General features: G+C 70.3%; 21 protein-coding genes. 14 read left to right on the forward strand and 7 right to left on the reverse strand.

Going from position 1 to position 26,468, the window contains the following annotated elements:
• Positions 1-98 precede the first annotated feature (98 nt).
• The 3 genes from LBW94_RS10330 to LBW94_RS10340 are packed head-to-tail and all read right to left on the reverse strand — an operon-like array spanning position 99 to position 3,785.
• On the reverse strand, positions 99-1,775 hold the full coding sequence (locus tag LBW94_RS10330; RefSeq protein WP_225053449.1) for a nitric oxide reductase activation protein NorD: 1,677 nt from the start codon (positions 1,773-1,775) through the stop codon (positions 99-101).
• Positions 1,772-2,590, reverse strand: coding sequence for a CbbQ/NirQ/NorQ/GpvN family protein (locus tag LBW94_RS10335; RefSeq protein ID WP_225053450.1), 819 nt, complete (start codon positions 2,588-2,590; stop codon positions 1,772-1,774). The genes LBW94_RS10330 and LBW94_RS10335 overlap by 4 nt, the downstream gene beginning before the upstream one ends.
• Positions 2,591-2,612: 22 nt before the next feature.
• Entirely contained in the window at positions 2,613-3,785 is a 1,173-nt protein-coding gene (locus LBW94_RS10340) for a spirocyclase AveC family protein (protein ID WP_225053451.1), read from the reverse strand.
• Positions 3,786-4,009: 224 nt separating this feature from the next.
• Here LBW94_RS10340 and LBW94_RS10345 point away from each other — a divergent pair, with 224 nt between their 5' ends.
• From LBW94_RS10345 to hisG, 10 genes are all read left to right on the forward strand, one after another.
• Positions 4,010-4,624, forward strand: coding sequence for a TetR/AcrR family transcriptional regulator (locus LBW94_RS10345; RefSeq protein WP_225053452.1), 615 nt, complete (start codon positions 4,010-4,012; stop codon positions 4,622-4,624).
• 121 nt (positions 4,625-4,745) lie between these two features.
• Entirely contained in the window at positions 4,746-5,423 is a 678-nt protein-coding gene (locus tag LBW94_RS10350; RefSeq protein WP_323137821.1) for an HAD family phosphatase, read from the forward strand.
• 226 nt (positions 5,424-5,649) lie between these two features.
• The gene (locus LBW94_RS10355) at positions 5,650-6,534 is read left to right on the forward strand and encodes an arpA protein (RefSeq protein WP_225053453.1); all 885 of its coding nucleotides are present in this window, start codon (positions 5,650-5,652) and stop codon (positions 6,532-6,534) included.
• Positions 6,535-6,547: 13 nt separating this feature from the next.
• Entirely contained in the window at positions 6,548-7,393 is an 846-nt protein-coding gene (locus tag LBW94_RS10360) for a class I SAM-dependent methyltransferase (RefSeq protein ID WP_225053454.1), read from the forward strand.
• Entirely contained in the window at positions 7,390-9,201 is a 1,812-nt protein-coding gene (locus LBW94_RS10365; RefSeq protein WP_225053455.1) for a choline/carnitine O-acyltransferase, read from the forward strand. The genes LBW94_RS10360 and LBW94_RS10365 overlap by 4 nt, the downstream gene beginning before the upstream one ends.
• Before the next feature lie 45 nt (positions 9,202-9,246).
• Entirely contained in the window at positions 9,247-9,711 is a 465-nt protein-coding gene (locus LBW94_RS10370; protein WP_225053457.1) for a hypothetical protein, read from the forward strand.
• Positions 9,712-9,752: 41 nt separating this feature from the next.
• Positions 9,753-14,489: a hypothetical protein gene (locus LBW94_RS10375; protein ID WP_225053459.1), complete on the forward strand. Its 4,737-nt coding sequence runs from the start codon at positions 9,753-9,755 to the stop codon at positions 14,487-14,489.
• Between the two features lie 113 nt (positions 14,490-14,602).
• The gene (locus tag LBW94_RS10380; RefSeq protein WP_225053461.1) at positions 14,603-15,415 is read left to right on the forward strand and encodes a hypothetical protein; all 813 of its coding nucleotides are present in this window, start codon (positions 14,603-14,605) and stop codon (positions 15,413-15,415) included.
• A gap of 46 nt (positions 15,416-15,461) precedes the next feature.
• Positions 15,462-15,725 (forward strand): phosphoribosyl-ATP diphosphatase, encoded by a 264-nt coding sequence (locus LBW94_RS10385; RefSeq protein ID WP_416276859.1) that lies wholly within the window; start codon positions 15,462-15,464, stop codon positions 15,723-15,725.
• A gap of 74 nt (positions 15,726-15,799) precedes the next feature.
• Positions 15,800-16,651 (forward strand): ATP phosphoribosyltransferase, encoded by an 852-nt coding sequence (gene hisG, locus LBW94_RS10390; protein ID WP_225053462.1) that lies wholly within the window; start codon positions 15,800-15,802, stop codon positions 16,649-16,651.
• Positions 16,652-16,717: 66 nt separating this feature from the next.
• On the opposite strand, the gene LBW94_RS10395 is transcribed toward hisG, so the two are convergent.
• On the reverse strand, positions 16,718-17,575 hold the full coding sequence (locus tag LBW94_RS10395; protein WP_225053464.1) for a PD-(D/E)XK nuclease family protein: 858 nt from the start codon (positions 17,573-17,575) through the stop codon (positions 16,718-16,720).
• A 92-nt stretch (positions 17,576-17,667) separates the two neighbouring features.
• Between LBW94_RS10395 and LBW94_RS10400 the strand changes: the two genes are divergently transcribed.
• Positions 17,668-18,501: a tRNA (adenine-N1)-methyltransferase gene (locus tag LBW94_RS10400; protein WP_225053466.1), complete on the forward strand. Its 834-nt coding sequence runs from the start codon at positions 17,668-17,670 to the stop codon at positions 18,499-18,501.
• A 57-nt stretch (positions 18,502-18,558) separates the two neighbouring features.
• Here the strand turns inward: LBW94_RS10400 and LBW94_RS10405 are convergent, their stop codons facing one another.
• Positions 18,559-19,005 (reverse strand): hypothetical protein, encoded by a 447-nt coding sequence (locus LBW94_RS10405; RefSeq protein ID WP_225053468.1) that lies wholly within the window; start codon positions 19,003-19,005, stop codon positions 18,559-18,561.
• A 704-nt stretch (positions 19,006-19,709) separates the two neighbouring features.
• Here LBW94_RS10405 and arc point away from each other — a divergent pair.
• On the forward strand, positions 19,710-21,470 hold the full coding sequence (gene arc / locus LBW94_RS10410) for a proteasome ATPase (RefSeq protein WP_225053469.1): 1,761 nt from the start codon (positions 19,710-19,712) through the stop codon (positions 21,468-21,470).
• A 64-nt stretch (positions 21,471-21,534) separates the two neighbouring features.
• Here the strand turns inward: arc and LBW94_RS10415 are convergent, their stop codons facing one another.
• The gene (locus tag LBW94_RS10415) at positions 21,535-22,269 is read right to left on the reverse strand and encodes a peptidylprolyl isomerase (protein WP_225053471.1); all 735 of its coding nucleotides are present in this window, start codon (positions 22,267-22,269) and stop codon (positions 21,535-21,537) included.
• Positions 22,270-22,621: 352 nt separating this feature from the next.
• Complete coding sequence (locus LBW94_RS10420; protein WP_225053473.1) at positions 22,622-24,061, reverse strand: aminotransferase class I/II-fold pyridoxal phosphate-dependent enzyme; 1,440 nt, start codon at positions 24,059-24,061, stop codon at positions 22,622-22,624.
• 122 nt (positions 24,062-24,183) lie between these two features.
• Here LBW94_RS10420 and LBW94_RS10425 point away from each other — a divergent pair, with 122 nt between their 5' ends.
• Positions 24,184-25,023, forward strand: coding sequence for a nitrilase-related carbon-nitrogen hydrolase (locus LBW94_RS10425; protein WP_225053475.1), 840 nt, complete (start codon positions 24,184-24,186; stop codon positions 25,021-25,023).
• Complete coding sequence (gene hydA, locus LBW94_RS10430; protein WP_225053477.1) at positions 25,023-26,444, forward strand: dihydropyrimidinase; 1,422 nt, start codon at positions 25,023-25,025, stop codon at positions 26,442-26,444. The genes LBW94_RS10425 and hydA overlap by 1 nt, the downstream gene beginning before the upstream one ends.
• Positions 26,445-26,468 lie beyond the last annotated feature (24 nt).

Below are 26,468 nucleotides of genomic sequence, written 5' to 3' on the forward strand. Positions count from 1 at the left end.
GGCTCCTGTCGGTTCCGATGCACCGTGACATCGGGTGGATGTGGTTGTGCGGCAGACGATCCGATGTGCGGGCGGCTGTCGTCCCGGCCCCGGGCCCGCTACCGTCTCGGTGCGGCCAGTTGCCGCAGCGCGGACAGGAACAGCTCGTCCATGCGTGGGCTCAGCTCCGCCAGCACCGGAGCGCCGGCGTGGCCGGCGGAGCCGAAGACCCGGTCGAGGGTGTCGGCGGTGGTGGTGGCGCCGATGGACAGGCACAGGCAGGCGATTCCGTCGATGCGGAGTTCCTCGAGGGCCTTCGTGGCATCGGCTTCGGCGTAGCGGCCCTCGTAGCCGTCGTCGTAGGGCAGGCCGTCGGACAGGACGACCAGGAGCCGGTTCGGGGTACCGGCCGCGGTGGCGAGGATGTCGCCCGCACCGCGGATGGCAGCGCCGAGCCGGGTGTAACCGGAGGGCTGCAACCGCTCGAGCCGGGCTCGGGCCGCCGCGTCGAACCGCTGACCGAAGGTCTTGATCGCGGGCAGGTGCACAGCATGCCTGCCCTGTGATCGGAAGGCGTAGAGGGCAACTCGGTCGCCGAGTTCCTCCAGGGTCGCGGCCAGTACCGCCGCGGCTCGTCGTTGATGGTCGTGTACCGACCGGCCGCCGATGTCGGCGTCGGTGGCCGACCCCGACGCGTCGAGCAGGATGAGCACACCGAGATCGCGGGCGAGTTTCCGTCGTTCGAGGTGGACGTGTTCCGAGGGCGAGTAGCCGCTGCGCACGTCGACGAACAGATCGACGAGCGCTTCGAGATCGAGTTCGTCGCCATCGGGACGGCCACGCAGGACCTTCGGCCCGAGACCGACGCGGGCCAGGCGTGCGCGCAGCACCTCGTCGCGCGGCACACCGGCGCCGGTGACGTCGGCGGCCACGGTCAGCGGGAAGTCGACGACCCGGCACCATTCGGGCCGATACCGGTGGCGGTGGACGTCCCACTCCGGATGCAGGGCACCACCGACCCCGATCGCGGCGGCGGGTTTTCCGTTGTCGGTGAAGCGGATTCGCGTGGGCAGCGGGCGGCCGTGCGCGCCGACGGCGGCGCGCCGCAGGGCACGAACCGGCGTCTCGGCGCCGGCCGCGCTGTCCCCCGCCGAGCGCGTACTGCCGAGCAATTTTCGGATGTAGTCCGCCAAAGTCCGTGAACCGAGCGGATTCTCGAACAGTTTCGCGATCCTGCTCGGCTCGGACTGCTCGGTGTCGCCGTCGTCGTCGGCGTCGGGAGTGCCGGTGGGATCGAAGTTCACGCGCAGTTCGGCGTCGGTGGCGCGGGTGCCGGGTCCGCCGGAGGCGAGCAGTCTGGACGGCTTGATCACGCCGAACCACGGCGGCGGGCCGGCGACCGCCGCCCGGCTTCTGGCCAGCGCGAGCGATTCGTCCGCGGTCGCCGTGCTCGGCGCCTCGTGGCAGGCGAGGTCCGCGGCGAGTGGAAGCCGTTGGGCCAGGTCGGCGAGCACCCGCCGACCTTCCAGCGCCAGATAGCGCCGAGCCACCCCGGGACGTGCCCACAGCGCCCCGACGATTCGCGGCTCCAGGCTCCCCATTCCCAGCAGGGCGCTCTGCACCAGCATCTCGCGGCGCTGTTCGGTCAGCGGACGGCCGGCCGAGACGAATACGACCCGGCCGTCGGTGTGCGCCGCCGCCCCGGGCGCCGCCTCGGTGACCTGCACGGACCGGCCGGCGAGGAATCCGGCCAGCAACCGGAACCGTTCGGGACCGACGGGTTCGGAGCCGGTCATGGTCGCGGGAGGACGGCGTCGACGAGCTCGCCGAGCGCCCGCACGATATCCGCGTCGTCGGAGAGGGTCTGCACGACGGCCGCCTGCGCGGCGCTGCGCAGACTCAGTCCTTCCGCGACGAGTCCGCCGGCGAGGATCAGCATCCGGGTGGAGGACACCTCACGCAGGGGGGAGCCGTCCAGTGTCCGGATGGCCTGCGCGAGGGTGACCAGGGATTGTGCTGTGCCGGTGTCGATTCCGGCTTCGTGCGCGACGATCTGGGTCTCGGTCTCCGGCGGCGGGAAGTCGAGGGCGATGGCGACGAAACGCTGGCGGGTCGATTCCTTGAGGTTCTTCAGCACGCTCTGATAGCCGGGGTTGTAGGAGATCACCAGCTGAAACCCCGGCGCCGCGGGCACGATGACGCCGAGCCGATCGACGGGCAACTCCCGACGGTGATCCGCCAGCGGATGGATCACCACGGTGGTGTCCTGGCGTGCCTCCACCACCTCGTCCAGATAGAAGATCGCGCCCTCCCGCACCGCGCGGGTCAGCGGCCCGTCCACCCAGACCGTCTCGCCGCCGCGGAGCAGGAACCGGCCCACCAGATCCGCCGAGGTCATGTCCTCGTGGCCGGCGACGGTGATCAGCTCGCGGCCCAGTTCATGGGCCATTGCCTGCACGAAACGAGTCTTGCCGCATCCGGTGGGTCCCTTCAGCAGTACCGGCAGACCCCGGCCGGCCGCGGCGCGGAAGACCTGCACCTCGTCACCGACCGCGCGATAGAACGGCGCCCTCGGATCGGACAGCACGGCAGTAGCCATATCGATCGACATCCCAACTCTTTCCGTCGAAATTTCAGTGCCCGTGCACGAAGGGGACGATGGTCGGCAGCGTGACACCGGGCGGGACGACGACCTTGCCGTCGGGCCCGATGGTGATGGAATTCCTCGCCGGGATCGGCAGCGCGGGATCGGGGCACAACCGGCCGGTGCCGTCACCGCAGATGCCCATCATGAAATACGAGCGCTTCTGGATATCGGCGGGCCAGGACTCGGCGTGCATCCCGAACCACTGCGCGGGCAGGTTGTAGAAGACGAAGAAGAACGTCGAACAGGCGGCGAAGATCGCCAGGAATCGGGTGAACTGCTGGGTCACCGTCCGGCCCCGGACCCGTTCGAGGCCACGCTCGACGAAGGTCCGCCCGCGGTCGTCGGTGAAATAACGCAGCGCGCACAGCCCCGCCTGCACCGCCCCCCACATCAGCCCCTCGTAGACCGGCCACTGGTAGTAATGGCCGGCGTTGATCGACAGCGATTTGATCGCACCGGGATAGGTGAACAGTCCCATCGGCATCAGGAACAAACCCTCGATCACCAGATCGAAGAAGATCGACCACACGATCAGGACGCCGATCAGCCCGGCATTGCCGATATTCGGCCACTGTTTCTTGGTGCGGCGCATGACCCAGCAACCGAGGATCGTGCACAGCAGTACACCGTAGGAATACCCCGGCGCATTCATCAGCAACGGCTCGGCCATCATGTGGCCCGGTTCGCCGAACGACCGCCAGCCCGGGATGTCGAGCACCCAGGAGCCGCGGTTCCACATCCAGGTGTTGTAGGTGCTCCAGGTGTTGACGTAGTTCAGCAGCGGATCCTGGAAGAACAGCAGGCCACAGGCCACCAGCAGCATGCCGTCGGTGGTGATGCGCCGCTCCCGCCGCCACGGCCGGACGATGAACCAGTAGAGGCCGACCGGCAGGCCGACCAGGATCACGATGGTCCAGGTCAGCAGGATCGCCTTCATCAGCGTCGGTGGATCACTCGGACCCTTGGGTACGCGAACGAAATTCGGGCCGGTAATCCATCGGATCCACACGTACAGCTGAAAGGCCAGGATCAGCCCGCCGAGGGCGGCCCAGAGCCGGACCGGCGTCACCCCGGACCGGGCCGGGACTCCCAGAGAGGTTGCGGCACTCAATGATTCGGTAACGGCAGGCGCGTCGGTCTGCTCCGACAGGTAGGTCACGACACTGTCTCCTTCCGGATTGCGGCACCACAGCACCCCACCCGGCCACCTCGGACACGGCAGCCGGATCGGCGCTGGACTGGAGAACGCCGGCGCGGTGGGGGCCTTCTCGGCGAAGTGGTCATCGAGCGGAACCCCCTGCGGTAGCCGACGTCCCATCAAGATACTCACTAGTATCTGAGAGGGCAATAGGTCTCTGGGATTCCGATGGCATAATGGCGATCATGATCGAACGCTGGACCCGGGAACGGCGCGTGGAGCAGACCCGCTCGCTGCTCCTGGATGCCGCGGAGCAGGTCTTCGCCGAAAAGGGCTTCATGTCGGCGACTCTCGACGACATCGCCTATACGGCCGGCTACACCAAGGGCGCGATCTACAAGCACTTCGGGACGAAGGAAGACCTCTTCCTCGAAGTCGGCGACCGGTACTGGCGGCGCTACTTCGACACGTTCGCCGAGGTGCTGTCCGCGGCCACCGAGGTCGGCGCACACGAGATCGACGAGGTCGCCCGGCGCTGGCGCGAGCTCAGCGAGGGCCGCGGTGGCGGCGAACACGCCGCGCTGGGACACGAATTCACGCTGTACCTCCTGCGCAACCCGGAGGCCCGCGACCGGGTGGCTGCCAAACGGACGGAGGTCGTGCGAGCGTTGGCGCAGTTCGTCGTCGAAGGCTGCGACCGAATCGGCGCCACCCTGCTCGTTCCCGCGCTGACCTTCGCGCACGTACTCATCGCCACCACCGACGCCGTCGAACTGGGCAGCCGACTCGACGACATCGACCTCTACCGGCCCGTCCTCGAAATGTACATGTCGGCCATCAAACTGCCCCGGCCGAGCTGACGGCGGCTCGGTGCGGCAGCGTGCCGGCGCGGCCGATATGCTGGCCGGGGGCCGTTCCTTTCGGACCACCGGCTCGTCGTGCGGCCGGCGGGCAGGTCCGGCCCGCGATCGTGACGGAAGGGTGTGTTCGGTGACGCTGGCCGGTGTCCTGTGGGACATGGACGGGACACTGCTGGATTCGGAGAAGCTCTGGGATATCGGGGTGCGGGAGCTGGCCACCGAACTGGGCGGCCGGATGACCGACGAACTCCGTCACTCTCTGATCGGCGCCTCCGGGCCGAACGCCCTGCGGATCGTCTTCGACGGACTCGGCCTGGACCGGGACCCCGAGGCCGTCGCCGCGGCCGGCCGCTGGCTGGAACAGCGCGTCACCGAACTGTTCGCGGGTCCGGTGCCCTGGCGGCCGGGCGCCCGGGACGCGCTCGCCGCGGTGGCGGCGGCGGGTATTCCGGCGGCATTGGTCACCAACACCAAACGCTCACTGGCGGAGCTGTGTCTGGACACCGTCGGCCGCGACTGGTTCCGGGTGACCGTCTGCGGTGACGAGGTCCCGGAGGGCAAACCCGCCCCGGACCCCTATCTGCGCGCCGCTGAACTGCTCGGCGCCGACCCGGAACACTGTGTGGCCGTGGAGGATTCGCCGACCGGCGCGCAATCGGCCGGTGCCGCGGGCTGCCGGGTCCTGGTGGTCCCGTGCGAGATCGCCGTCCCGCCCGCCCCGGGCCGGGTGTTCCGCGAATCGCTGGTCGGACTGACCGTCCCGGAGCTGCACGCCGTGCTCGCCACCCCGGTGGCCTGAATTGGCCTGTGCCACGGCGCAGTCGGCCGTGTCAAGGATTGCCGCGGAATACTGTTCATGCTGTACAGCTGAACGCCGTATTGCCGTACCGGTCCGGCATGCATCATCGTGACACCGGACAACCCGTCGGTTTGTGACAGTTCATGATGATTGTCCGAATCTCGCGCGGCCGCCGCCACATCCGGTGAGAATGGGGAAATGGGGCGGTCTGCGGAGGTGGCGGTGCATGGCTGAAGGCCGTGGGGGAGAGCCGGACTCGTCCGGCCTGGAACAGCTCATCGACCTGGATCGCTATCCGATAGACGAATACGGCAGCGCCCCAGGGGAATCAGTGGTCGAGCGGGTGCGCGCCGAGCTGGCGGCGGACGGATGCAGCGTGCTGCGCGGCTTCGTGCGCCCGAGCCGGTGCGCGCAATTGCGCACCGAGGGAATCGAACTGGCGCCGTCGGCGTATCACACCGTGGAGCGGGTCAACGCCTACAACATTCCACTGGACACGGATCTGCCGGTGGGACATCCCGGCCGGATCGTGATGGAACGCGGCAATGCCTTCGTGGCCCGCGATCGGATTCCGGCGGACGCCTCGATTCACCTGCTGTACACCGATTCCCGGTTCCGGCGCTTCGTGGCCGACTGCTTCGGCCGCCCGGCGTTGTACGAGTATGCGGATCCGCTGGCGGGCCTGTGCCTCAACGTGGTCGGGCCGGGGTTGTCGCATCCGTGGCATTTCGACACCAACGAGTTCACCGTCAGCATGCTGACCCAGCCGTCCGAGGGCGGCGGGACCTTCGAATACTGCCCGAACATCCGGACCCCCCATGCGGAGCACTTCGACCACGTGCGGGCGGTTCTCACCGGCGGCGGCGATCACCTCGTCCGCCGCCTGGTCCTGCGCCCCGGCGATCTACAGCTGTTCCGGGGCCGCTTCTCCCTGCATCGGGTATCTCCGGTCGAGGGAACGGCCGAGCGGCACACCGCGATCTTCGCCTACAGCGAGCATCCCGGTGTCATCGGCAGCGTGGAACGCACCCGGCAGCTGTTCGGGCGGGTGCTACCGGAGCATCTGGCCGCTGCCGGACGCTCCGCGCGCGGCGACCGACTCCTCGACTGACAAGGATCACTACGTGCCGGTCTCGTTGCACAACACCGGAAAAGCCTCCTTCGACGATATCTACGAGCGTGCCGATCCGAGCGACTACTACCGGCGGATGTCCGAATTGGACTACTGCATACCGGATGTCGCGAAACCGCATTTCCGCCGGTTGATCGACGACTACCGGACGGCGACCGGGGTCGCGCCCACGGTGCTGGATCTCGGCTGCTCCTACGGGGTGAACGCGGCCGTGCTGCGGCTGGACACCACCGTCGGCGCGCTCGCCGAGCATTACCGCTGCGGGGACACCGCCGCCCGCGCGGACCGTGATCGCGCCTGGCTGGCGGCCGCCGACAGCATGCCCGACGTCCGCTTCCTCGGCATGGACGCCTCGGGACCCGCGCTCGGCTACGCGGCGTCGACCGGGCTGCTGGCCGGGATCGTGCACGCCGACCTGGAGACGGCGGCGCCGACGGAATCGCAGCGCCGGATCCTGGCCGGCGCGGATCTGGTGATCTCGACCGGCTGCGTCGGATACATCACCGAGCGCACGCTGGCGCGGGTGGCCGCGGCCGATGGTCACCGGCTGCCGTGGATGGCACACTTCGTGTTGCGGATGTTCGACTTCGCCCCGATCGAGCTGTGCCTGCGGCAACTGGGGTATCGCACCGAGCGGCTGCCCGGCACCTTCCGGCAGCGCCGGTTCGCCTCGGAAGCCGAGCAGGCGCAGATCGTGAGCACCTTGTCCGCCAACGGTATCGACCCGTCGGGCCACGAGGCCGACGGGTGGTTGCACGCCGAACTGTTCGTCTCCGTACCCATCTCGACACCGACACCGACACCCACGCCCACTCCGACCGCCGAGGATCGCCAGTGACCGACCGGACCTTCGCCCACGACGCCGACCTGCCGCGTGTTCCGCTGCCCACGCTCGAGGACAGCTGCTCCCGATTCCTGGAGTGGAGCGCGCCGCTGCTGACGCCGGACGAATTCGCCGAGACCGAACGCGCGGTGGCCGATCTGCTCCGCGCCGACGGCCCGGCCCGGGTCCTGCACGCCGATCTGGAGCGCTTCGATCGGTCCGGGGCGGACAGCTGGCTCGACGAATTCTGGCCGTCGCGCTATCTCGGCCGCCGCGATCGGATCGCGTTGAACGCCAACTTCTTCTTCCTGTTCCGCGACGACACCCCGCTGGCCCGGTCGACCGCCGCCGATCAGGCCGAGCGCGCGGCGGCGATCGTGACCGCGGCGGTGCACTACAAACTGCTCCTCGATGCCGAGGCCGTGCCGCCGGCGGTGCAGCGCGGCCGCCCGCTGTCGATGGCGCAGAACCGATTCCTGTTCTCCGAGACCAGGATTCCGGGGGTGGGGCAGGACACCGTGCGGGTGCCCTACAGCGCCGAGCTGCCGGGTCCGTCGCAGGCGCGCCACATCGCGGTCCTGTTCCGCGGCAACATCTTCCGGCTCGACGTCATCGGTCCGGACGGGGTGCCGCACGCGCATCGCGATCTGGTGGACGGGCTGCGCGCGGTGCTGAAGGCCGGGGCGGTCCGGGCGCCGGCGGACGCCTCGGTCGGCCATCTCACCACCCTGGCCCGCGCGGACTGGGCGCCGCTGCGCCCCGAGCTGATCGCCGACCCGGGCAACCGCGCCACCCTGGAGGCGCTGGAGGACGCGCTGTTCTGCGTCTGCCTCGAGGATGTCGCGCCCGCGGACCAACTGCACGCCTGCGATCAACTGCTGCACGGCGACAGCGCCAACCGCTGGTTCGACAAGTCGGTGTCGTTCATCGTGTTCGCCGACGGCAGCGCCGGCATCAACGTCGAGCACTGCGGTCTGGACGGCACCACCATCCTGTCCTTCGTCGGCACGCTGTTGCGGGCGCCGGTGACCGAACACGAGGCCGGCTCCGGCGCCACCGTGCAGGGCCTGCCCGCCACGGCCGCACTGGAGTTCACCCTCGACGCGGCGCTGCGGGCTCGGATCGCCGCCGCCGGAGCCGATTTCGCGCAGTACGCGGCGGACAACGCCACCACCGTGGTGTCCTTCGAGGATTTCGGCACCGACCGCGCCAAGGCGCTGGGCATCTCCCCGGATGCCTTCGCGCAGCTGTGCTACCAGCTCGCCCACCAGCGCAGCAAGGGCCTGATCGGGGCCACCTACGAGTCGATCGCCACCCGGCAGTACCGCGGCGGCCGCACCGAGGCGATGCGGGTGGTGACCCCGCAGATCCTGGAATTCGTTGCCGCCATGGACGATCCGGCCGCGGACGCGGCGGCCAGGCGGGCCGCCCTGGACGCGGCCGCCGCCGCCCACGTCGCCCGCGCCCAGCAGTGCCAGCGCGGCGAGGCGCCGGAACAGCATCTGTGGGAACTGCAATGGATCCAGCGCCGCCGCGGCGCCGAGCTGGGCGCCACCGAGCCGATGCCGTTCTTCGACGGCCCCGGCTGGCGGATCACCCGCGACGACTACCTGAGCACCAGCTCCGCCCCGTCGGTGAACATCCAGTTCTTCGGATTCGGCTGCACCAGCGCGAAATGCATCGGCGTCGCCTACGTCCTGCTGCCCGATCGCTGGAATCTCTACCTGGCCACTCCCACCTCGGTGGCCGACCGGATGCACGATTTCGCCGATCGGCTGCGCGACGCGGTGACGGAGGTGTCTGCCCTGCTCGCAGCCGGGTGATAACCTGAAGTGCCTCGGTCGATCGCATTTTACGGGGTGGTAGCGATGACGGGCATCGAAATCGGTGCGATGGCAGTGATGTATCTGGTCTGGATGTGGCGGCACAAGGCGAGCCTGTCGAAGGGCATCGGCGCCGTCGCCGGAGCGGTGGCCGGTCGGCTACCGCTGCGCGAACTGGTCGACCTCGTCGCCGGCGAACTGGACGACGACGAGGACCTGACCCGCGTGCAGGACGAAGCCTGGTCCGGCGCCGACGAATCCGGCGCCCGCGAGCGGGTCCGGTCGGCCGTGGAGCGGGCCGCGGCGCGCGATCCGGAATTCGCCGCGGCGCTGCGGGAAATCCTCGGCCGCACAGCGGAACTCGCGAGGCAGCGACCGGACCTCCCGCAGCCGGTCACGGTCACCAACACCGTGACCGCCTCGGGCCCGGGGGCGGTCGCGGGCGTCACCGTGAGCGATGTGACCATCGGTGACATCACCGTCACCATGCCACCATCGGGCCCTCGCTGACCGGAGCGGAGCAGCCGGCGACCGGCTCCGGTGCGGCATCGGTGCCGCCGGCCCGCACGATCACCGCGTCCGCGCCCGGCTCCGTCGCGGCGGACCGGGCCGGAATCATCAACCTGTACAACTACTTCCACGTCCTGGCGGCCCCCGGTCCGGCGGCGCCGATCACCGGCCTGCCCGTGGACCCGCCGGGCCCGACCGGCCGCTGGCGCAGACACGTTCTCGACCACCGGATCTGGGCCGCGACCGCCACGGGTGTCGCCGACGCCGCGACGGTGGATTTCGTCGCCGCCCTCGCCGTGGTCGCCGCGATCCGAGAGCAGCAGGTCGCCGCGGACCCGTGGTGGGACACCGAGGTTCCGGAACGCGTCGCCAAGCGCGTCGGCCTCCTGACCGACACCATCTTCGCCGGCAGGGCCCCCGACGACCGCCCCACCCACCTGGAGGCCGCCCTGCTCGCCGCCTTCCCGTTCGTCCACCGAGCCTTCTGGCTGTACTGGGTCGCCGCCTGCCGCCCGGTCCTCGACGACGGCCCGGCCCCCGCCGCAGCGGTGGCGGCTGCCATCCCGTTCGATCATGCAGTGCGACAACAGGATTCCGGCGCGGGGCCGGGCATTGCGGATCCAGCGGTCCGGCAGAGCTACGGGGCACACCCGGATCCCGGGCCGGAGCCGGACACGACTGCGCGGTCCGGACGTGATGTGCTGCCCGGACACGAGGCGTGGCCGGGGCGCGAGGCGTGGCCGGGACATGGTGTGCCGCCCGGGCGCGAGGCGCTGCCGGGACATGAGGCGGTGCCGGGACGGGGGCCGTGGCCGGGATACGAGGCAGGGCCGGAGACGGTGAGGGTGCCGGAAGCTATCGCCGCCGCCCGCGATTTCCGTGATTTCGCGCGGACCTTCCCGCGGCTGTACCGGCGGGGCTGGGACGAGGTGACCGCGGCGCCGCGGCCGGAAGCGGCGGCGACGGCGATCCGGTGGTGGTTGTTCCATCGCTGGCTGGCCCGGCAGCCCGACATCTACGACCCGCGGCAGATCGCGCGGGCGCTCGGGCTGGACCTGACCGGGACGGTGCTGGGGCTGCCCGCCGCGGCGGTGGCCGGGCAACTGGCGGGGTTGCTGCGGCTGCATCGGTACAGCGGCGACCAGGCCACCGATTTCGAGGTCCGGTATCCGGTCGGTGAGCTCTGGCGTTTCGATGCGGGGGAGTCCGGCGAGTTCGACGTGCGGATCCGGCTGATCGGCCTGGTGCTGACCCTCGCCGATCGGATGGCGCTGGATCCGGTCGGGATGCCCGAGATCGTGGCGGACCACGTCGGGACCGCCGACCCGATCGATCCCGCCGCCGTCCTGACCACCGTGCGGGCCGCGGGCTGGCGCGCCGAGGGCGGCGGTCGGCGGGTGCTGGTCGCCGAATGTGCCCATCCCGCACTGGAATTGGCCTTGCACTATCGGGTGGAGGATGCGGCGGAGCTGCTGCACGGCTGCCATCGGGCCGCCGCGCCCAACGGCCGGGTGGAGGGGGCGCTGCACCTGCTCTCCGGTCTGCCGGTGGATCTTTCGGCGGATTCGGTCACCGCGGGCGCACTGTCCGACGGCCCGGCCTACGACGAGGGCGGCTATTTCCAGTTCCGCCTGGCCGACGAGCGGGTCCGCGAACTGCTCATGGGCACCAGCCTGTACGGCGATCCGGCGCTGGCGATCCGCGAGCTGTACCAGAACGCCCTGGACGCCTGCCGCTATCGCGATGCCCGGCTGCGCTGCCTGCACGCGCAGGGCGAGACCCCGCCGCCGTGGCGCGGCGGCATCCACTTCCACCGGGGTGTCGGCGCCGACGGCCGGCCGTATCTGGAGTGCGCCGACAACGGAGTGGGTATGGGCCGCAACGAGATCGTGAACTCGTTCGCCCGCGCCGGGGTCCGGTTCACCGATCTGCCGGGCTATCTCGAGGAGCAGCACGAGTGGGCGAGATACGGCATCGTCGTGTATCCGAACTCCCGCTTCGGCATCGGCGTGCTGAGTTATTTCATGCTCGCCGACGAACTCGTCGTCACCACGCGCCGGATGAATGCCGATGGCCGGGTGGAGGACCCGCTCGAGGTGATCATCGGCGGCCCGGACGCGCTGGCCCGCATCCGGCGCCGGCGGGCCAAGCCGTGGGAATGGGAGTCCGGTACCCGGGTCCGGCTGATCCTGCGCCGCGATCGCGCCGATATCGGGTGCACCGATCTGCTGCGCCGGGTGCTGTGGGTCTCCGAATTCGACGTCACCGCGCGCGACGAGTGGGGTGAATTGCGATGGACCGCAGGCGAACTGGCGGACAGCGTACCGCTGGGCAGCGCCGACGTCTTCGGCGCGGGGGTCGGGGAGGCCCCGGAGGTGGAACGCTTCGGCGGGTCCGGGATGTGGTGGTGCCGGGCGACGGGCGCGGTGCTGGCCGACGGGATGTGGGCGGGGCACAGTCGATTCGGCACGGTGGTGAACCTGACCGGCCCCGACGTTCCCCGGCTCAGCGTCGACCGCCGCTCGATGACCCTGGACGCCGCCGACGACCGGCACATCGATGCCCTGGTGCGGCGCGCGCTGCCCGCGCTGGTGCTGCGCGGATTCGCCGGCGACACCCTGGCCTGGCTGGAGACCCTCGTCGGCCACGATCCCCGGCTGGCGGACCTGATCGGCGCCGCGGTGATCGCGGAACCGGATGCCCGCTGGACGGTGGCCGGGACGGTGGTGCCGATGTCGGAGATCGGCTGTTTCACCGCGGACGAACTGCTGATGCGTGCCTGCACGGAATGGGCCCGCAAGAGCCGGGCGCTGCCCGGCGCCGTCGCCGAACTGCGGCAGCGCCTCGACGACCGGATCGTCGACTGGCGCTTCTCCGCCTGGGTCGCGGCCGGCCTGGTCGACGGTTTCCGCTGGTCCGCGGACGATGTGCCGGTGCCGGCCATGCCGACGGACTTCCGGATGACCAGCCGGGAGGATCCGGAGAGCGTCTCGTTCACCGGGGCCACACCGCGGATCGCCCGGGTGCTGGCCGCCGCCCGGGCCCTGGGCTGCCGCCCCGGCGACATCGCGGACCGGCTGGCCGTGCTGGGCCTGCCGGCGCCGGCGGCCGAGTGGCCCGCGCTGGACGCGCTGGCGCCGGCGCAACTCGACCGGCTGCTCACGGCGCTGCGCACCGAACTGGACGACGAGTCGCCGTGGCTGGCTCCCGGCGCGCCGGTCGCGGTGGGGCACGTGCTGGTGGCCGCGGACCGCTTCGGCCGGTCCGCGGCCGAGATCGCCGGACTGCTGACGGCGGCCGGGTACCGGGTGCCCGATCATCGGTGGCCGCCCGGCGATCGTCCGGCCGCGATCGATGTCCGGATGCTGCTCAGCGCCGAGTCGCGAGCCGGCGGGCCCTGGCTCGATCCGGTCCGGCCGGTGCCCGCCGGACACGTCATCGGGGTGGCGATGCAACTCGGGATCGGCGGCGGCAGGGTCGCCGAGCGGCTGCGGACGCTGGGTTACCGGGTCCCGGACCACCCGTGGCCACGGGCCGAGGCGCTGCCGCGGCTGTTCGATGTGCGTCTGCTGCGCGACGGCGGCCCCGGCGCCTGGCTGGATCCGGCCGCGGTGGCGCCGGTCGCCTGGATCGTGCGCGCCGCGCTCGAGCACGAGACGACCTGCGCGGAGGCTGCCGCCGCGCTCGCGGCGCTCGGCTATCGGGTGCCCGCGGGCCCGTGGCCCGATCCGGTGCGCTCCGACACCACACTGCTCAGCCGCGACCTCGACGGCGAGGCGCCCTGGCTGAGCCCGCTGCACCCGGTCCCCCCGGCGCAGGTGGTGGGCGCCGCCGCGCTCTCCCCGGCGCGGCAGTCCTGCGGGGAGGTCGCGGATCGATACCGGGAACTGGGTTTCGACGTGCGGACACCCGACGGCGGCTGGCCGGAGCTGGACGACGTCGACCGCTCGATGGCCGAATTCCACTGGGAGGAGCCGGGAAACGGTGGCGGCGCGGCGCGGCCGGTGCTGCTGCCCCAGCTGTTCGCGATGGCGTACGCGGTGCGCGTCGCACCGGCGGAGGCCGCGCGGCGGCTGGCCCGGCTGGGCCTGCGGGTGCCGTCGTTGCGATGGCGGACACTGGATTCGGTGCTCGCGGGCATCCGGAGCCCGGATCTGCTGCTGTTCGGATTCCATCCCGCCGGCGCCGATCCGTTCGACGAGACCGACGGGCTGCGCGTCGATCACACCGTCTGGCTGCTCGGCGCGGATCCGGTCCCGGCGGTGAGGATCATGCTGGCCGCGGCCGCGCTGCGCCGGACGCCGGCGGAGGTGGCGGACCGGCTGCGGGCGGTCGGCATCCGGATCGCCGCACCGCCGTCGTGGCCCGAGCCGCGCCCGGAGGACCGGATCCTGCTGAGCCGGAAGGCGGACGGCGAGTATCCGTTCCACGATGTCGCCGCGGTGCTGCCGGCCGGGCAGATCATCGCCGCCGCGGTGGCCACCCGGCAGTCCGCGGCCGCGGTGACCGAGCGCCTGGCCGAACTCGGAGTCGCTGTGCCGCACCATGAGTGGAGCTCCGGTGCGCCGGTGACCGAGCATGCCGCACGGGATCTCGCACTGCTCGGCAAACGCGCCACCGGCGTCCCGGACTGGCCCGATCCTCGATTTCCGTTGCCCGCCATCACCGTTCTGGACGCGGCGGGACAGCTCGGCATCCCGCCGCACGAGGCGGCCCGCCGCCTGCACGCCCTGGGCTACCGCCTGCCCGGCGGAACGGAGCTGGTTCCGGGCCGATGATGCTGCCCGATGGGCGGTTTCGGCGGCCGGTTCGGGTGGGCTGACCGAGACGACCGGCTACTCTGCCCTGAAGGGATTCGCACCGCAGTCGGAACACACTCGACGAGGACACGATGAACGCTGCCGAACTCGACGACTCGTATCGCTGGGAGACGACCTACACCGAGGCCGACGGCGCCACCCGGATCGATTCCGGCACCGGCCGATTCGGCCGGACCGACGCCCTGACCGGGCGCGTCTGCCGCACGTTCGTCGAGGTCGCCACCGCGTTGTTCGACCTCCAGTGCGACGAGGTGACCGAGGGCCACTACTACGACGTGCTCGATGCCCGGATCGAGGGGCGGCCGGACCCGGAGCTGCCGATGCGGCGGGTGGCGTTACTGGTACGGGACGGCTCCGGCGCCGAAAAGGTCTCCATGGCAGCGGATCTGACGTACCGGCCGGTCACCGGCGAAGCGCTGGACCACTATCGGGAGCAACTGGCCGAATGGGAGCGCCGCGACACCGCGCGCCGCTCCCGGCGGGCCCGTGCCTCGGCCCGGCAGTCGCCGGGCCCGAAGGCGGTGTCGGTGGACTCCGGGCTGCGGCAGGTGGTCGCCGCCCTGCGGACGGAGGCCGACGGTATCCGGGACGAGATCTTCACCCCGGACCACTGCCGGGAGCAGCTGGCGCTGGCCGAGAGCGCCGTCGCGGCGGCGCTGGGCGCCGAACGGGCCGCGCGCGACCGCGGCGAGGAGGCGGAGGCCGCCTACGCGCGCGCGTACGTCAAACGCTGGAAGCCCCGCGTCGATCGCTGGGCCAGCATGCTGGAGCTCACCCTCGAGGCATATATGGACGCCGATGCCGTCGACACCCTCGCCGACCGCATCGCCAACCTGCCGATGCCGCCCGGTACCGAGCCGGACACGGAAAATCGTTCGGCCTGATACTCGGTTGCGGGCGGTGCGCCCGTGTCTGAGAGAATCTCCAGCCGTGAAGACTTTCGAAACCCTGTTCGCCGAGCTCCAGGATCGTGCGGTCAACCGGCCGGAGGGGTCGGGCACCGTGGCAGCGTTGGACGCCGGTGTACATGCGCAGGGGAAGAAGGTGCTGGAGGAGGCCGGTGAGGTGTGGCTGGCCGCCGAACACGAGGGTGACGAGCAGCTGGCCGAGGAGATCTCGCAGCTGCTGTACTGGGTGCAGGTGCTGATGGTCGGCCGCGGTCTGCGGCTCGAGGACGTGTACCGACATCTGTGACGGACAACCCGGCGGGCCGATGCCCGGCGGGCCCGACACCGCCTCCGTCACTCGTCCCGAAAGGACACCACCGCATGCTCCGCGTCGCCGTACCCAACAAGGGCGCGTTGTCCCAGGCCGCGACCGAGATCCTCGCCGAGGCCGGCTACCGCAAGCGGGTCGACTCCCGCGACCTGACCGTCCTCGATTCCGCCAACCACGTCGAGTTCTACTTCCTCCGGCCCAAGGACATCGCCATCTACGTCGGATCCGGCGAGCTGGATCTGGGCATCACCGGCCGCGATCTGGCCCTGGACTCCGGCGCGCAGGTGCACGAGCGCCTGGGCCTGGGCTTCGGCCGATCCACCTTCCGCTACGCCGCCCCCGCGGGCCGGGACTGGAAGGTGGAGGACCTCTACGACAAGCGCATCGCGACCGCCTACCCGAATCTGGTGTTGCAGGATTTGCAACGCCGCGGCATCGAGGCCGAGGTGATCCGGCTCGACGGCGCGGTGGAGATCTCCATCCAGCTCGGCGTCGCCGACGCCATCGCCGACATCGTCGAATCCGGCCGCACGCTACGCCAGCACGGCTTGGAGCCGTTCGGCGACACCCTGTGCGATTCGGAGGCGGTGCTGGTGGAGCGAGCCGGCTCCGACCCCCGCGACAAGGCTCGCAATCAGCTCGTCGCGCGCATCCGGGGTGTCGTCTTCGCACAGCAGTACCTGATGCTGGACTACGACTGCCCGAAGGATCTGCTGGACAGCGCGGTGCAGATCACTCCCGGCCTGGAATCGCCGACGGTGTCGCCGCTGGCCGATCCGGCCTGGGTGGCGGTGCGTGCGCTGGTGCCCCGCAAACAGGGCAACGACGTGATGGATCAGCTCGCCGACCTCGGCGCCAAGGCGATTCTGGCCACCGATATCCGCACCTGCCGCGCCTTCTGACCGGCAGGCGCTCCGGCCCGGCCGCACCCGGGTTCGGCACTGTGGCCCGGTTGCGGTCGAGCCTGCTCAGGCGGCGACCGGCCAGCCCGGATAGGGCGGGGCCGCGCCACCGTGGGCGGGGCACAGCGGGCGGTAGTCGCAATATCGGCACCACGGCCCCGGACTGGGCGGGAATTCACCCGACCGGCCGGCGGCGCTGATCGCCGTCCACAGGGCCGACAGGATGCGCTCGAAACGCAGCAGCTCCGGCTCGTCCGGGGTGTAGGTGAGGATCTGCCCGTCGGCCAGGTACAGCAGGCGCAGCTGGGCCGGGGCGCGGCCGCGGGTGTGCAGCATGATGGCGGCGTAGAACTTGAGCTGGAACAGCGCCCGGTTCTCCCGGCCGGGCACGGGAGCGGGCCCGGTCTTGTAGTCGACCACGCGCAGCCGGCCGGTGGGGTCGATGTCGACGCGGTCGATGTACCCGCGCAGCGGGGAGCCGTCGGGCAGCCTGGTCTCGACCAGATGCTCACAGGATTCGGGGTCGAAGGCCGTCGGATCCTCGAGCCGGTAGTAGACCCGCAGCAGCTGCCGGGCCTCGTCGAGGAATCCGGGCAGTCCGGCCGGGTCCAGCAGGCCGCTCAGCTCCGGGCGATCGGCCAGCAAGTGCTGCCAGGCGGGTTCCACCAGGGCCGCCGCGCGTTCGGGTACCCGTTCGCCGCTCGGTAGCCCGTACAGCGATTCCAGCACCGCGTGGACAAGTGTGCCGCGTACCAGGTAGCGATCCGGTGATTCCGGAATCCGATCGATCGCGCGTAATCGGTATTTCAGCGGACAGAGCGTGAAATCTTTTGCCCGCGACGGTGAGAGGGCGGGGCCGCGCGCAACGTCGACGGCCGGGTCGGTGCGGGAGGCGGGCGGGGTCGGCGTCGAGTCCGCTGTCATACCTGGCAGGCTAAACGGGGGCACCGACAAATCCGGTACACCCGTATCACCGATCGCCGCCGACCGCGGACGCCCAGCAGAACAGGAGATTCATGACGGCCAGACGGACCGGCCCCTTCGCCGCCGGTGACCGGGTGCAGTTGACCGACGCCAAGGGCCGCCAGCACACGGTCGTGCTGGACCCGGGCAAGGACTTCCACACCCACAAGGGTCAGATCCGGCACGACGACCTGATCGGCTGCGACGAGGGCAGTGTGGTCCAATCCGCCAACGGCACACCGTATCTGGCGCTGCGTCCGCTGTTGGTGGACTATGTGCTGTCGATGCCGCGGGGTGCGGCGGTGATCTATCCCAAGGACGCCGCGCAGATCGTGCACGAGGGCGACGTGTTCCCGGGGGCGCGGGTGCTGGAGGCGGGAGCCGGATCCGGCGCGCTGACCTGCTCGTTGCTGCGGGCGGTCGGCCCGGAGGGCCGGGTGCTGTCCTACGAGATCCGCGACGACCACGCCGAACACGCCGTGCGCAATGTGGAGCGGTTCTTCGGTGAGCGTCCGGCGAACTGGGAGCTGACCCTCGGCGATGTCGCCGACTACACCGGTGAGCAGGTGGACCGGGCCGTGCTGGACATGCTCAAGCCGTGGGACGCGCTGCCGGCGGTGTCCAAGGCGCTGATCCCCGGCGGCGTGCTGCTGGTCTACGTGGCGACCGTGACGCAGCTGTCGGAGGTGGTGGAGGCGCTGCGGCAGCAGCAGTGCTGGACCGAGCCGCGGGCCTGGGAGTCGCTGGTGCGGCCGTGGCACGTGGTGGGGCTGGCCGTGCGGCCGGAGCACCGCATGCAGGGCCACACGGCCTTCCTGGTGAGCGCACGGCGCCTCGCCGACGGCGTGGTGGCGCCGAAGCCGCAGCGGCGGCCGTCGAAGGGCTGATCCGGCAGCGGCACCGCACTCCGGAGGAGGTGCGGTGCCGCCGGGGGAGCGTGACGATCAGCAGGCGGCGCGGCCGAGCGCCAGGATGGTGCACGCGCTGCCGTCGGTGAGCTGCCAGCCGGCGGCGTCGCTGTGCTGCCAGGACATCTGGAAGCCCGGGATGGTGCCGTGCGGCGAGGCGATCGCGACGGAGGCCGCGGCGTCGTCGCCGGTGGCCTGCACATTGGTGACGACGAAGCCGATGTGGCCGTAACCGGCCAGCTTGCCGGTCATGGTGTCGATGTTGGCCGCGCGCTGGTCGCCGCTGACGACCAGTTTCTCCTTGTCCGCGGTGGAGATGCCCGGATCCACGAACTTGTCGAGGGTGGCCTGCAACTCCTCCGGGGCGGGCGCCGGGGTGTCGGCGGCGGCGGAGGTTCCACCGGCGGTCAGCGCGACGGCGACGCCCGCGGCGGCCAGGGCGAACCGTGCGGCACGGGCGATACGGTGGGTGGGGTTGAACATGGGTCGGCACGCCTTTCGATCGAGCAGGGCGGCCGGGCGGCCGCCCACCGCAGTTGGTTAGGTGACCCTAACACCGGTCGGGGGCCGGTATCCGGGAGGGGGTCCGCCGCGGGAACGGGCGATTGCGCAGGTCCGCGACGGTCGAGCCGAGGATGGTGACGTAGGTCACGATGCCGGTATCGCAGCGTCGATCCGTTCGTGACCGGCTGCTTTCCGCCATGTAACGTACGCGCCGGTTGCGCGGCGCTCGCCGGGGGTGTGGGGGACGGTCATCCGGTCGATCGCGGATCGATCCGGCGCCGGTCCAGCACCGATGCTCCTGAGGCTCCTGGGGCTGGTGGTTCGGAGGCATATCACTGTTGCGTCGTATCCATCCCGAAATCGCCGAAACGGGCCGGATTCGGCCGTCTCCCGGGCGCGCCGGACGGTGCTCCGGCGATGGTTGCCGCTGAAACGCGAGCGCGGGACCGCCGATTACCTGTACAACAGGTAGAACCGGGAAAAGAACCAGGAAGGAGCGTTGTCGAGAGCGCTTTCCACTCGAGGCGGCGAAATTAACTCGCCGGAAACGGGTTAGGTGAAGCTAACATGGTGGTCCGGTCGCCGACCGCAGCCTAGATGTGATCACGACGAAACCATGTCGGAAAGCGAGAACGGTTCGCGCCCGGTAGCGTTGATAGACCGGGACTGGGAGGAGCAGCATCATGAGCCCCAACGAACATTCCGATTCGGCGGCCTGGCGGGAACTCGAGGCGACGCGCGCGGAGTTGGCTGCACTCCGAAGGCAACTCGCCGACTCACCGGATCGCGCAAGGGAATTGGAAGCCCGCATCGATTCGCTGACCATTCGCAACACCAAACTCATGGACACCCTGAAGGAAGCCCGCCAGCAACTGGTCGCGCTCCGCGAGGAGGTCGACCGGCTGGGGCAGCCACCCAGTGGCTACGGCATCCTGCTGGATGTCTACGAGGATCAAACGGTCGACGTGTTCACCTCGGGGCGCAAGATGCGGCTGACGTGCTCGCCGAACATCGACACCGCGACCCTGCACTACGGGCAGACGGTCCGGCTGAACGAGGCCCTCACGGTGGTCGAGGCCGGCGCCTTCGACCGCACCGGTGAGATCGGCACGCTGCGCGAGATCCTCGACGACGGTCGCCGCGCCCTGGTCGTCGGCCATGCCGACGAGGAGCGCGTGGTGTGGCTGTCCGGCCCGCTGAGCCGGCTGGTCGACGTCGACGATGTGGACGACCCGGACCGCCCGGTCCGCAAGCTTCGTCCGGGCGACTCGCTGCTGGTGGACACGAAGGCCGGTTTCGCGTTCGAGCGCATCCCCAAGGCCGAGGTCGAGGACCTCGTGCTGGAGGAGGTGCCGGATGTGAACTACGAGGACATCGGCGGCCTGACACGGCAGATCGAGCAGATCCGCGACGCGGTGGAACTGCCGTTCCTGCACAAGGATCTGTTCCGTGAGTACGCGCTGCGGCCGCCGAAGGGCGTGCTGCTGTACGGCCCGCCCGGTTGCGGTAAGACGCTGATCGCCAAGGCGGTCGCCAATTCGCTGGCGAAGAAGATCGCCGAGGCCCGTGGCGAGGACGCCAAGGAAGCCAAGTCGTTCTTCCTCAACATCAAGGGTCCCGAGCTGCTGAACAAGTTCGTGGGCGAGACCGAGCGGCACATCCGGATCATCTTCCAGCGGGCGCGGGAGAAGGCCTCCGAGGGCACCCCGGTGATCGTGTTCTTCGACGAGATGGACTCGATCTTCCGGACCCGTGGCTCGGGCGTCTCCTCCGACGTGGAGACCACGGTCGTGCCGCAGCTGCTGTCGGAGATCGACGGCGTCGAGGGCCTGGAGAACGTCATCGTCATCGGCGCCTCCAACCGCGAGGACATGATCGACCCGGCCATCCTGCGGCCCGGCCGCCTGGACGTGAAGATCAAGATCGAGCGGCCGGATGCCGAAGCGGCGCAGGACATCTTCTCCAAGTACCTGACGGAGACCCTGCCGCTGCACGTCGACGACCTCGACGAGTTCGGCAACGATCGGGCCAAGTGCGTGCAGGCCATGATCGAGCGGGTCGTCGAGCGGATGTACGCCGAGAGCGAGGACAACCGCTTCCTGGAGGTCACCTACGCCAACGGTGACAAGGAGGTCCTGTACTTCAAGGACTTCAACTCCGGCGCCATGATCCAGAACATCGTGGACCGCTCCAAGAAGTACGCGATCAAGTCGGTGCTCGAGACCGGTAACCCGGGCCTGCGCATCCAGCATCTCTACGATTCGATCCAGGACGAGTTCTCGGAGAACGAGGACCTGCCCAACACCACGAATCCCGATGACTGGGCTCGCATCTCGGGTAAGAAGGGCGAGCGGATCGTGTACATCCGCACCCTGGTCACCGGTAAGAACGCCTCGGCCAGCCGGGCGATCGACACCGAGTCCAACACCGGCCAGTACCTGTAAACCGGGAAATCAACGGCCGCGCTCCGAGAGGGGCGCGGCCGTTGGTCGTCGGTGGGCCGGTTGCTCAGTTCTGTTCGGCGGCAACCGAATCCAGCACCACCCCGGCGGCGGGGGCGCCGTCGGGCGAGCCGTCGGCGGTGCCGGCGCCGGCGATGTTCTGTAAGACGTCCAGGCCGGCGGTGATGCGGCCGAACGGGGTGTAGTTGGCCGGTAACTGGGTGTCCTTGTACACCAGGAAGAACTGGCTGCCGTTGGTGTTCGGGCCGGAGTTCGCCATGGCCACGGTGCCCGCGGGATAGACCGCTCCGGCCAGATTCTCGTCCTGGAAGCGGTAGCCCGGCCCGCCCTTGCCGCTGCCGGTGGGATCGCCGCACTGCAACACGAAGATGCCCTGGGTGGTGAGCCGGTGGCAGCGGGTGTGATCGAAGTACTGCTGCCCGGCGAGGAAGACGAACGAGTTCACCGTGTGCGGCGCGGCCGCGGCGTCCAGCGAGACGGTGATCGGCCCGCAGTTGGTCTGGAGGGTCGCGGAGTAACCGGCGCCCGGATCGATCGACAGCGGCGGTTCGCCCGGGAACTGCTTGCCGTTGGGCTGGCCGTCGGCGGGCGCGGAACAGCCCGCGACCGCCTGGTGCAGCGGCGCCGGGGCGGCCAGGGCGTCGTACCCGGCTGCCAGCACCGCGATCGAGACACCGGCCGTCGCCAGGCCGAGCCGCCACAGGGCGCGGCGCGGCGGGCGGAGTCGGCGGGTACGGGCCGGCTGGACGTCGACGTGCGGCGCCTGCGAATCGGTGCTCACCTGGGGAGGTCTCCTTGCATCCTGTCGCGGAACGGTTGATTGATGCCCGGCATCATTCCAGGTCGCCTGCAATCGTGTGTAGCGAAGACCCGGATCGATGCCCGCACAGGCGATTTGCCGTTTTCGGCGCCGGTCGCGGTCGCGATCGGCTGAGCAGGTGCTCGCAATCGGCTGATCGGGCGCGCCGGACGCGGCCGTTGGGATGCGCCGGACGCGGCCGATGAGACGCGCGGGGCTCGGCCGAGGAGCCGCGCGGGGCTCGGCCGAGGAGACGTGGCGGACCCGGAGGTGGGTGGGGCGGATATGGATCCGAAGCTGCGGGCCCGGCGATCGGATGTTCGGGCCCGGCCGATCAGGCGCGGCGGGCGCGGCGGTAGACCGGGGTGGCGGCGGCCGCCGCGGCCAGTTGCGCGGCCAGCCGGTCCACGTCGAGATCGTCGACAGCGGCGACGGTGAGGCGCAGATGCGCGGCGGTGGCGCGGTCGGTGACCTCGAACGGGCCGCCCGGGGCGGCCTTGATCCCGGCCGCGGCCAGCGCGATCAGCGCGGCGTTCTCGTCGGCGACCGGCAGCCAGAGGTTGATGCCGTCGGTGCGGGGGAGGCTGCGGCCGTGCCGGGCCAGCGCCTTGCGCAACGCGTCGCCGCGCGCCCGGTACACCGTCCGCGCGGTGGTGACGGCCCGGCAGGCGTCCGGATCGGTGAGCATGTGCACCAGCACCCGTTGCAGCAGCCGGCTGGTCCAGCCGGGGCCGAGCATGCGCCGCTCGATCACCGGATCCAGCAGGGCGGCCGGGCCGCCCGCCACCGCCAGCCGCAGATCCGCGCCGTGCGATTTGGAATAGGAGCGGATGTGCACCGTCTGCCGGGGCAGCCGGGCGCCCAGTGAGCGCAGCGGCGTCGCGGCGATGCCCGCGCTGTGGTCGTCCTCGATCACCACCACCGCGGCGCCGCCGAGGATGGCGGCGAGTTCGCGGGCGCGGCGGCCGGTCAGCGCCGCGCCGGTGGGATTGTGGGCGCGCGGTTGCAGCAGCAGCGCCGCGGGGGCGTGGGCGGCGAGGGCGGCGGCGAGTTCGGCGGGCAGCAGCCCGGATTCGTCCATGCCGACCGGGACCGCCCGCGCCCCGATCTGCGCGAGCAGGTCGAGAAACGGTGGGAAGCAAGGGTTTTCGACCAGCACGGCATCGCCGAAGCGGACGTGCGCGGCCAGCAGCCGGTCGACGGCGTCGATGGCCCCGTCCACGACGGTGAAACGTTCTGTGCGCCAAGGCCAGTCGGCGCGCACCAGCGCCTCCAGCTCGGGCAGGATGGCCTCGCCGAGATAGGTCGCCGACAGATGGTCGATGCTCGGATCGTCGGCCAGCACCCGCAGCGCGGCAGTGAGGTCCGGCAGCAGCGCCGGATCCGGTACGCCGCGCGACAGGTCGATCGGGAAGGCGTCGTCGGAGGGCGGATGCAGGCGCTGGTACCGGCCGCCGGGCGGTGGCTCCGGGGGCGGCTGGCCGACGAAGGTGCCGGCCCGGCCGCGGGCCACGATCGCGCCGGTGGCCGCCAGCGCCCGCCAGGCCTGGGTGACCGTCGCCGGGGACACCCGTAGCTCGCGCGCCACATCACGCACGGTGGGCAGTCGCGAGCCCGGTGGCAGCGCGCCGGAGCGGATGCCCCGGTGCACGGCCGCGGCGATACCGGCGGCGGTGCGATCGGTCAGACCGGCGGTGAAACCGGCGGACACCCCGGAAACCGCTGCGGCGCCGGTCCCGCGGCCGGTTTCCGGTGACCCGAGTTCGGTTGTCACAGCGTAATTCTGCGATCTCGGTCCGGGCGTGACCAGGACCGGCGGCAGGTTTAACGGTGGCGAAACTGTTTCCGTCAGATTGTTACACAAGGAACGCGCTTCAGGGTGCACTATCACAAACCATGGCGATCGTTCGAGCAGCGCTCGTCCAGACGAACTGGACCGGCGACAAAGAGTCCATGATCACAGCGCACGAGGACTACGCTCGGCAGGCCGCCGCGCAGGGTGCCCGTGTGATCTGCTTCCAGGAGTTGTTCTACGGGCCGTATTTCTGCCAGCTACAGGACACGAAGTACTACGAGTACGCGGAATCGGTCCCCGGGCCCACCGTGGACCGGATGGCCGCGCTGGCGGCCGAACTCGGCATGGTGATGATCGTGCCGGTGTACGAGCAGGAGCAGCCCGGACTGCTCTACAACACCGCCGCGGTGATCGATGCCGACGGCCGATATCTCGGGAAGTACCGGAAGCATCACATTCCGCACGTGCAGGGGTTCTGGGAGAAGTTCTATTTCCGGCCCGGCAATCTGGGCTGGCCCGTCTTCGACACCGCGGTGGGCCGGGTCGGGGTGTACATCTGCTACGACCGGCACTTCCCGGAGGGCTGGCGGGCACTCGGGCTGGCGGGCGCGGAGATCGTGTTCAACCCGTCGGCGACCTCCCGCGGGTTGTCGTCGTACCTGTGGAAGCTGGAGCAGCCGGCGGCGGCCGTCGCGAACGAGTACTACATCGGCGCGATCAACCGGGTCGGCATCGAGGGCGAGTACGGCGACGACGATTTCTACGGCACCAGTTATTTCGTCGATCCGGAGGGCAAGTTCGTCGGTGACGTGGCCTCCGGCACCGATCCGGAACTGGTGATCCGGGATCTGGACCTGGATCTGATCAAGGTGGTGCGCGACCGCTGGGCCTTCTACCGCGATCGCCGCCCCGACGCCTACGGACCACTGGTGGAGCCCTGATGAGCACGACCCTGATCCGTGGCGGAACGGTGGTGTCCGCCACGGGATCCCAGCTTCTCGACGTCCTGATCGACGGCGAGACCATCGCCGCGGTGCTGCGACCGGGCGCCACCGTGCTCGGCGCCGACCCGGCCGCGGTGGCGGACACGGTGATCGACGCCACCGGGAAGTACGTGATCCCCGGCGGCGTCGACGGGCACACCCACATGCAGATGCCCTTCGGTGGTACCGAGGCGTCCGACACCTTCGAAACCGGCACCCGCGCAGCGGCTTTCGGTGGCACCACCACCATCGTCGACTTCGCGGTGCAGACGCCGGGCATCCGGGTGCAGGATTCGCTGGCCGCCTGGCACGAGAAGGCCGACGGGAAGTGCGCGATCGACTACGGCTTCCACCAGATCGTCGGCGACGTCACCGACGAATCCCTGAAGGGCATGGCCGAACTGGTGAGCGAGGGCGTCACCAGCTTCAAACTGTTCATGGCCTATCCGGGGGTGTTCTACTCCGACGACGGCAAGATCCTGCGCGCGATGCAGACCGCCGCCGATCTGGGCGCGCTGCTGATGATGCACGCCGAGAACGGGATCGCCATCGACGTGCTGGTGGCGCAGTCGTTGCAGCGCGGTGACACCGCGCCGTACTTCCACGGCACCTCGCGGCCGTGGCAGCTGGAGGAGGAGGCGACGCACCGGGCGATCATGCTCGCGCACGTCACCGGGGCGCCGCTGTACGTGGTGCACGTGTCGGCGAAACAGGCCCTGGAGCAGATCGCGGTGGCACGCGGCAACGGGCAGAACGTCTTCGGCGAGACCTGCCCGCAGTACCTGTACCTGTCGCTCGAGGAACAGTTGGGCGCACCGGGTTTCGAGGGCGCCAAGTGGGTGTGCTCGACGCCGTTGCGGGCCCGCGCCGAGGGGCATCAGGACGAACTGTGGCGCTACATCCGCACCGGCGACGTCACCAGCGTGGCCACCGATCACTGCCCCTTCTGCATGAAGGATCAGAAGGAGATGGGGATCGGCGATTTCAGCAAGATCCCCAACGGGATCGGCAGCGTGGAGCACCGGATGGACCTGATGTTCCAGGGCGTCAAGGACGGCCGGATCAGCCTGGAGCGCTGGGTGGACGTCTGCTGTACCACCCCGGCGCGGATGTTCGGCATGTATCCGCGCAAGGGTGTCGTCTCGCCCGGCGCCGATGCCGATCTGGTCGTGTACGACCCGAACGGGCACACCGGCATCGGGCTCGGCAAGACCCACCACATGAACATGGACTACTCGGCCTACGAGGGTTTCGAGATCGACGGTCACGTGGACACCGTGCTGTCGCGCGGCCGGGTGATCGTCGACGGCGGCGCCTATCTCGGCAATGCCGGGCACGGCCGCTTCGTGCGCCGCGAGCTGTCCCAGAACCTCCTCTGAGCAACCACCGGAACCGAGAAGGAG

The sequence above is a fragment of the Nocardia sp. alder85J genome, from assembly GCF_020176955.2.
Taxonomy (GTDB): domain Bacteria; phylum Actinomycetota; class Actinomycetes; order Mycobacteriales; family Mycobacteriaceae; genus Nocardia.

Coding starts and splice junctions, on each gene's coding strand:
- arc (WP_225053469.1), top strand. CDS start 19,710: ATGAGCCCCAACGAACATTCCGATTCGGCGGCCTGGCGGGAACTCGAG.
- LBW94_RS10355 (WP_225053453.1), top strand. CDS start 5,650: ATGGCTGAAGGCCGTGGGGGAGAGCCGGACTCGTCCGGCCTGGAACAG.
- LBW94_RS10380 (WP_225053461.1), top strand. CDS start 14,603: ATGAACGCTGCCGAACTCGACGACTCGTATCGCTGGGAGACGACCTAC.
- LBW94_RS10425 (WP_225053475.1), top strand. CDS start 24,184: ATGGCGATCGTTCGAGCAGCGCTCGTCCAGACGAACTGGACCGGCGAC.
- LBW94_RS10330 (WP_225053449.1), bottom strand. CDS start 1,775: ATGACCGGCTCCGAACCCGTCGGTCCCGAACGGTTCCGGTTGCTGGCC.
- hisG (WP_225053462.1), top strand. CDS start 15,800: ATGCTCCGCGTCGCCGTACCCAACAAGGGCGCGTTGTCCCAGGCCGCG.
- hydA (WP_225053477.1), top strand. CDS start 25,023: ATGAGCACGACCCTGATCCGTGGCGGAACGGTGGTGTCCGCCACGGGA.
- LBW94_RS10395 (WP_225053464.1), bottom strand. CDS start 17,575: ATGACAGCGGACTCGACGCCGACCCCGCCCGCCTCCCGCACCGACCCG.
- LBW94_RS10335 (WP_225053450.1), bottom strand. CDS start 2,590: ATGTCGATCGATATGGCTACTGCCGTGCTGTCCGATCCGAGGGCGCCG.
- LBW94_RS10370 (WP_225053457.1), top strand. CDS start 9,247: ATGACGGGCATCGAAATCGGTGCGATGGCAGTGATGTATCTGGTCTGG.
- LBW94_RS10405 (WP_225053468.1), bottom strand. CDS start 19,005: ATGTTCAACCCCACCCACCGTATCGCCCGTGCCGCACGGTTCGCCCTG.
- LBW94_RS10345 (WP_225053452.1), top strand. CDS start 4,010: ATGATCGAACGCTGGACCCGGGAACGGCGCGTGGAGCAGACCCGCTCG.
- LBW94_RS10400 (WP_225053466.1), top strand. CDS start 17,668: ATGACGGCCAGACGGACCGGCCCCTTCGCCGCCGGTGACCGGGTGCAG.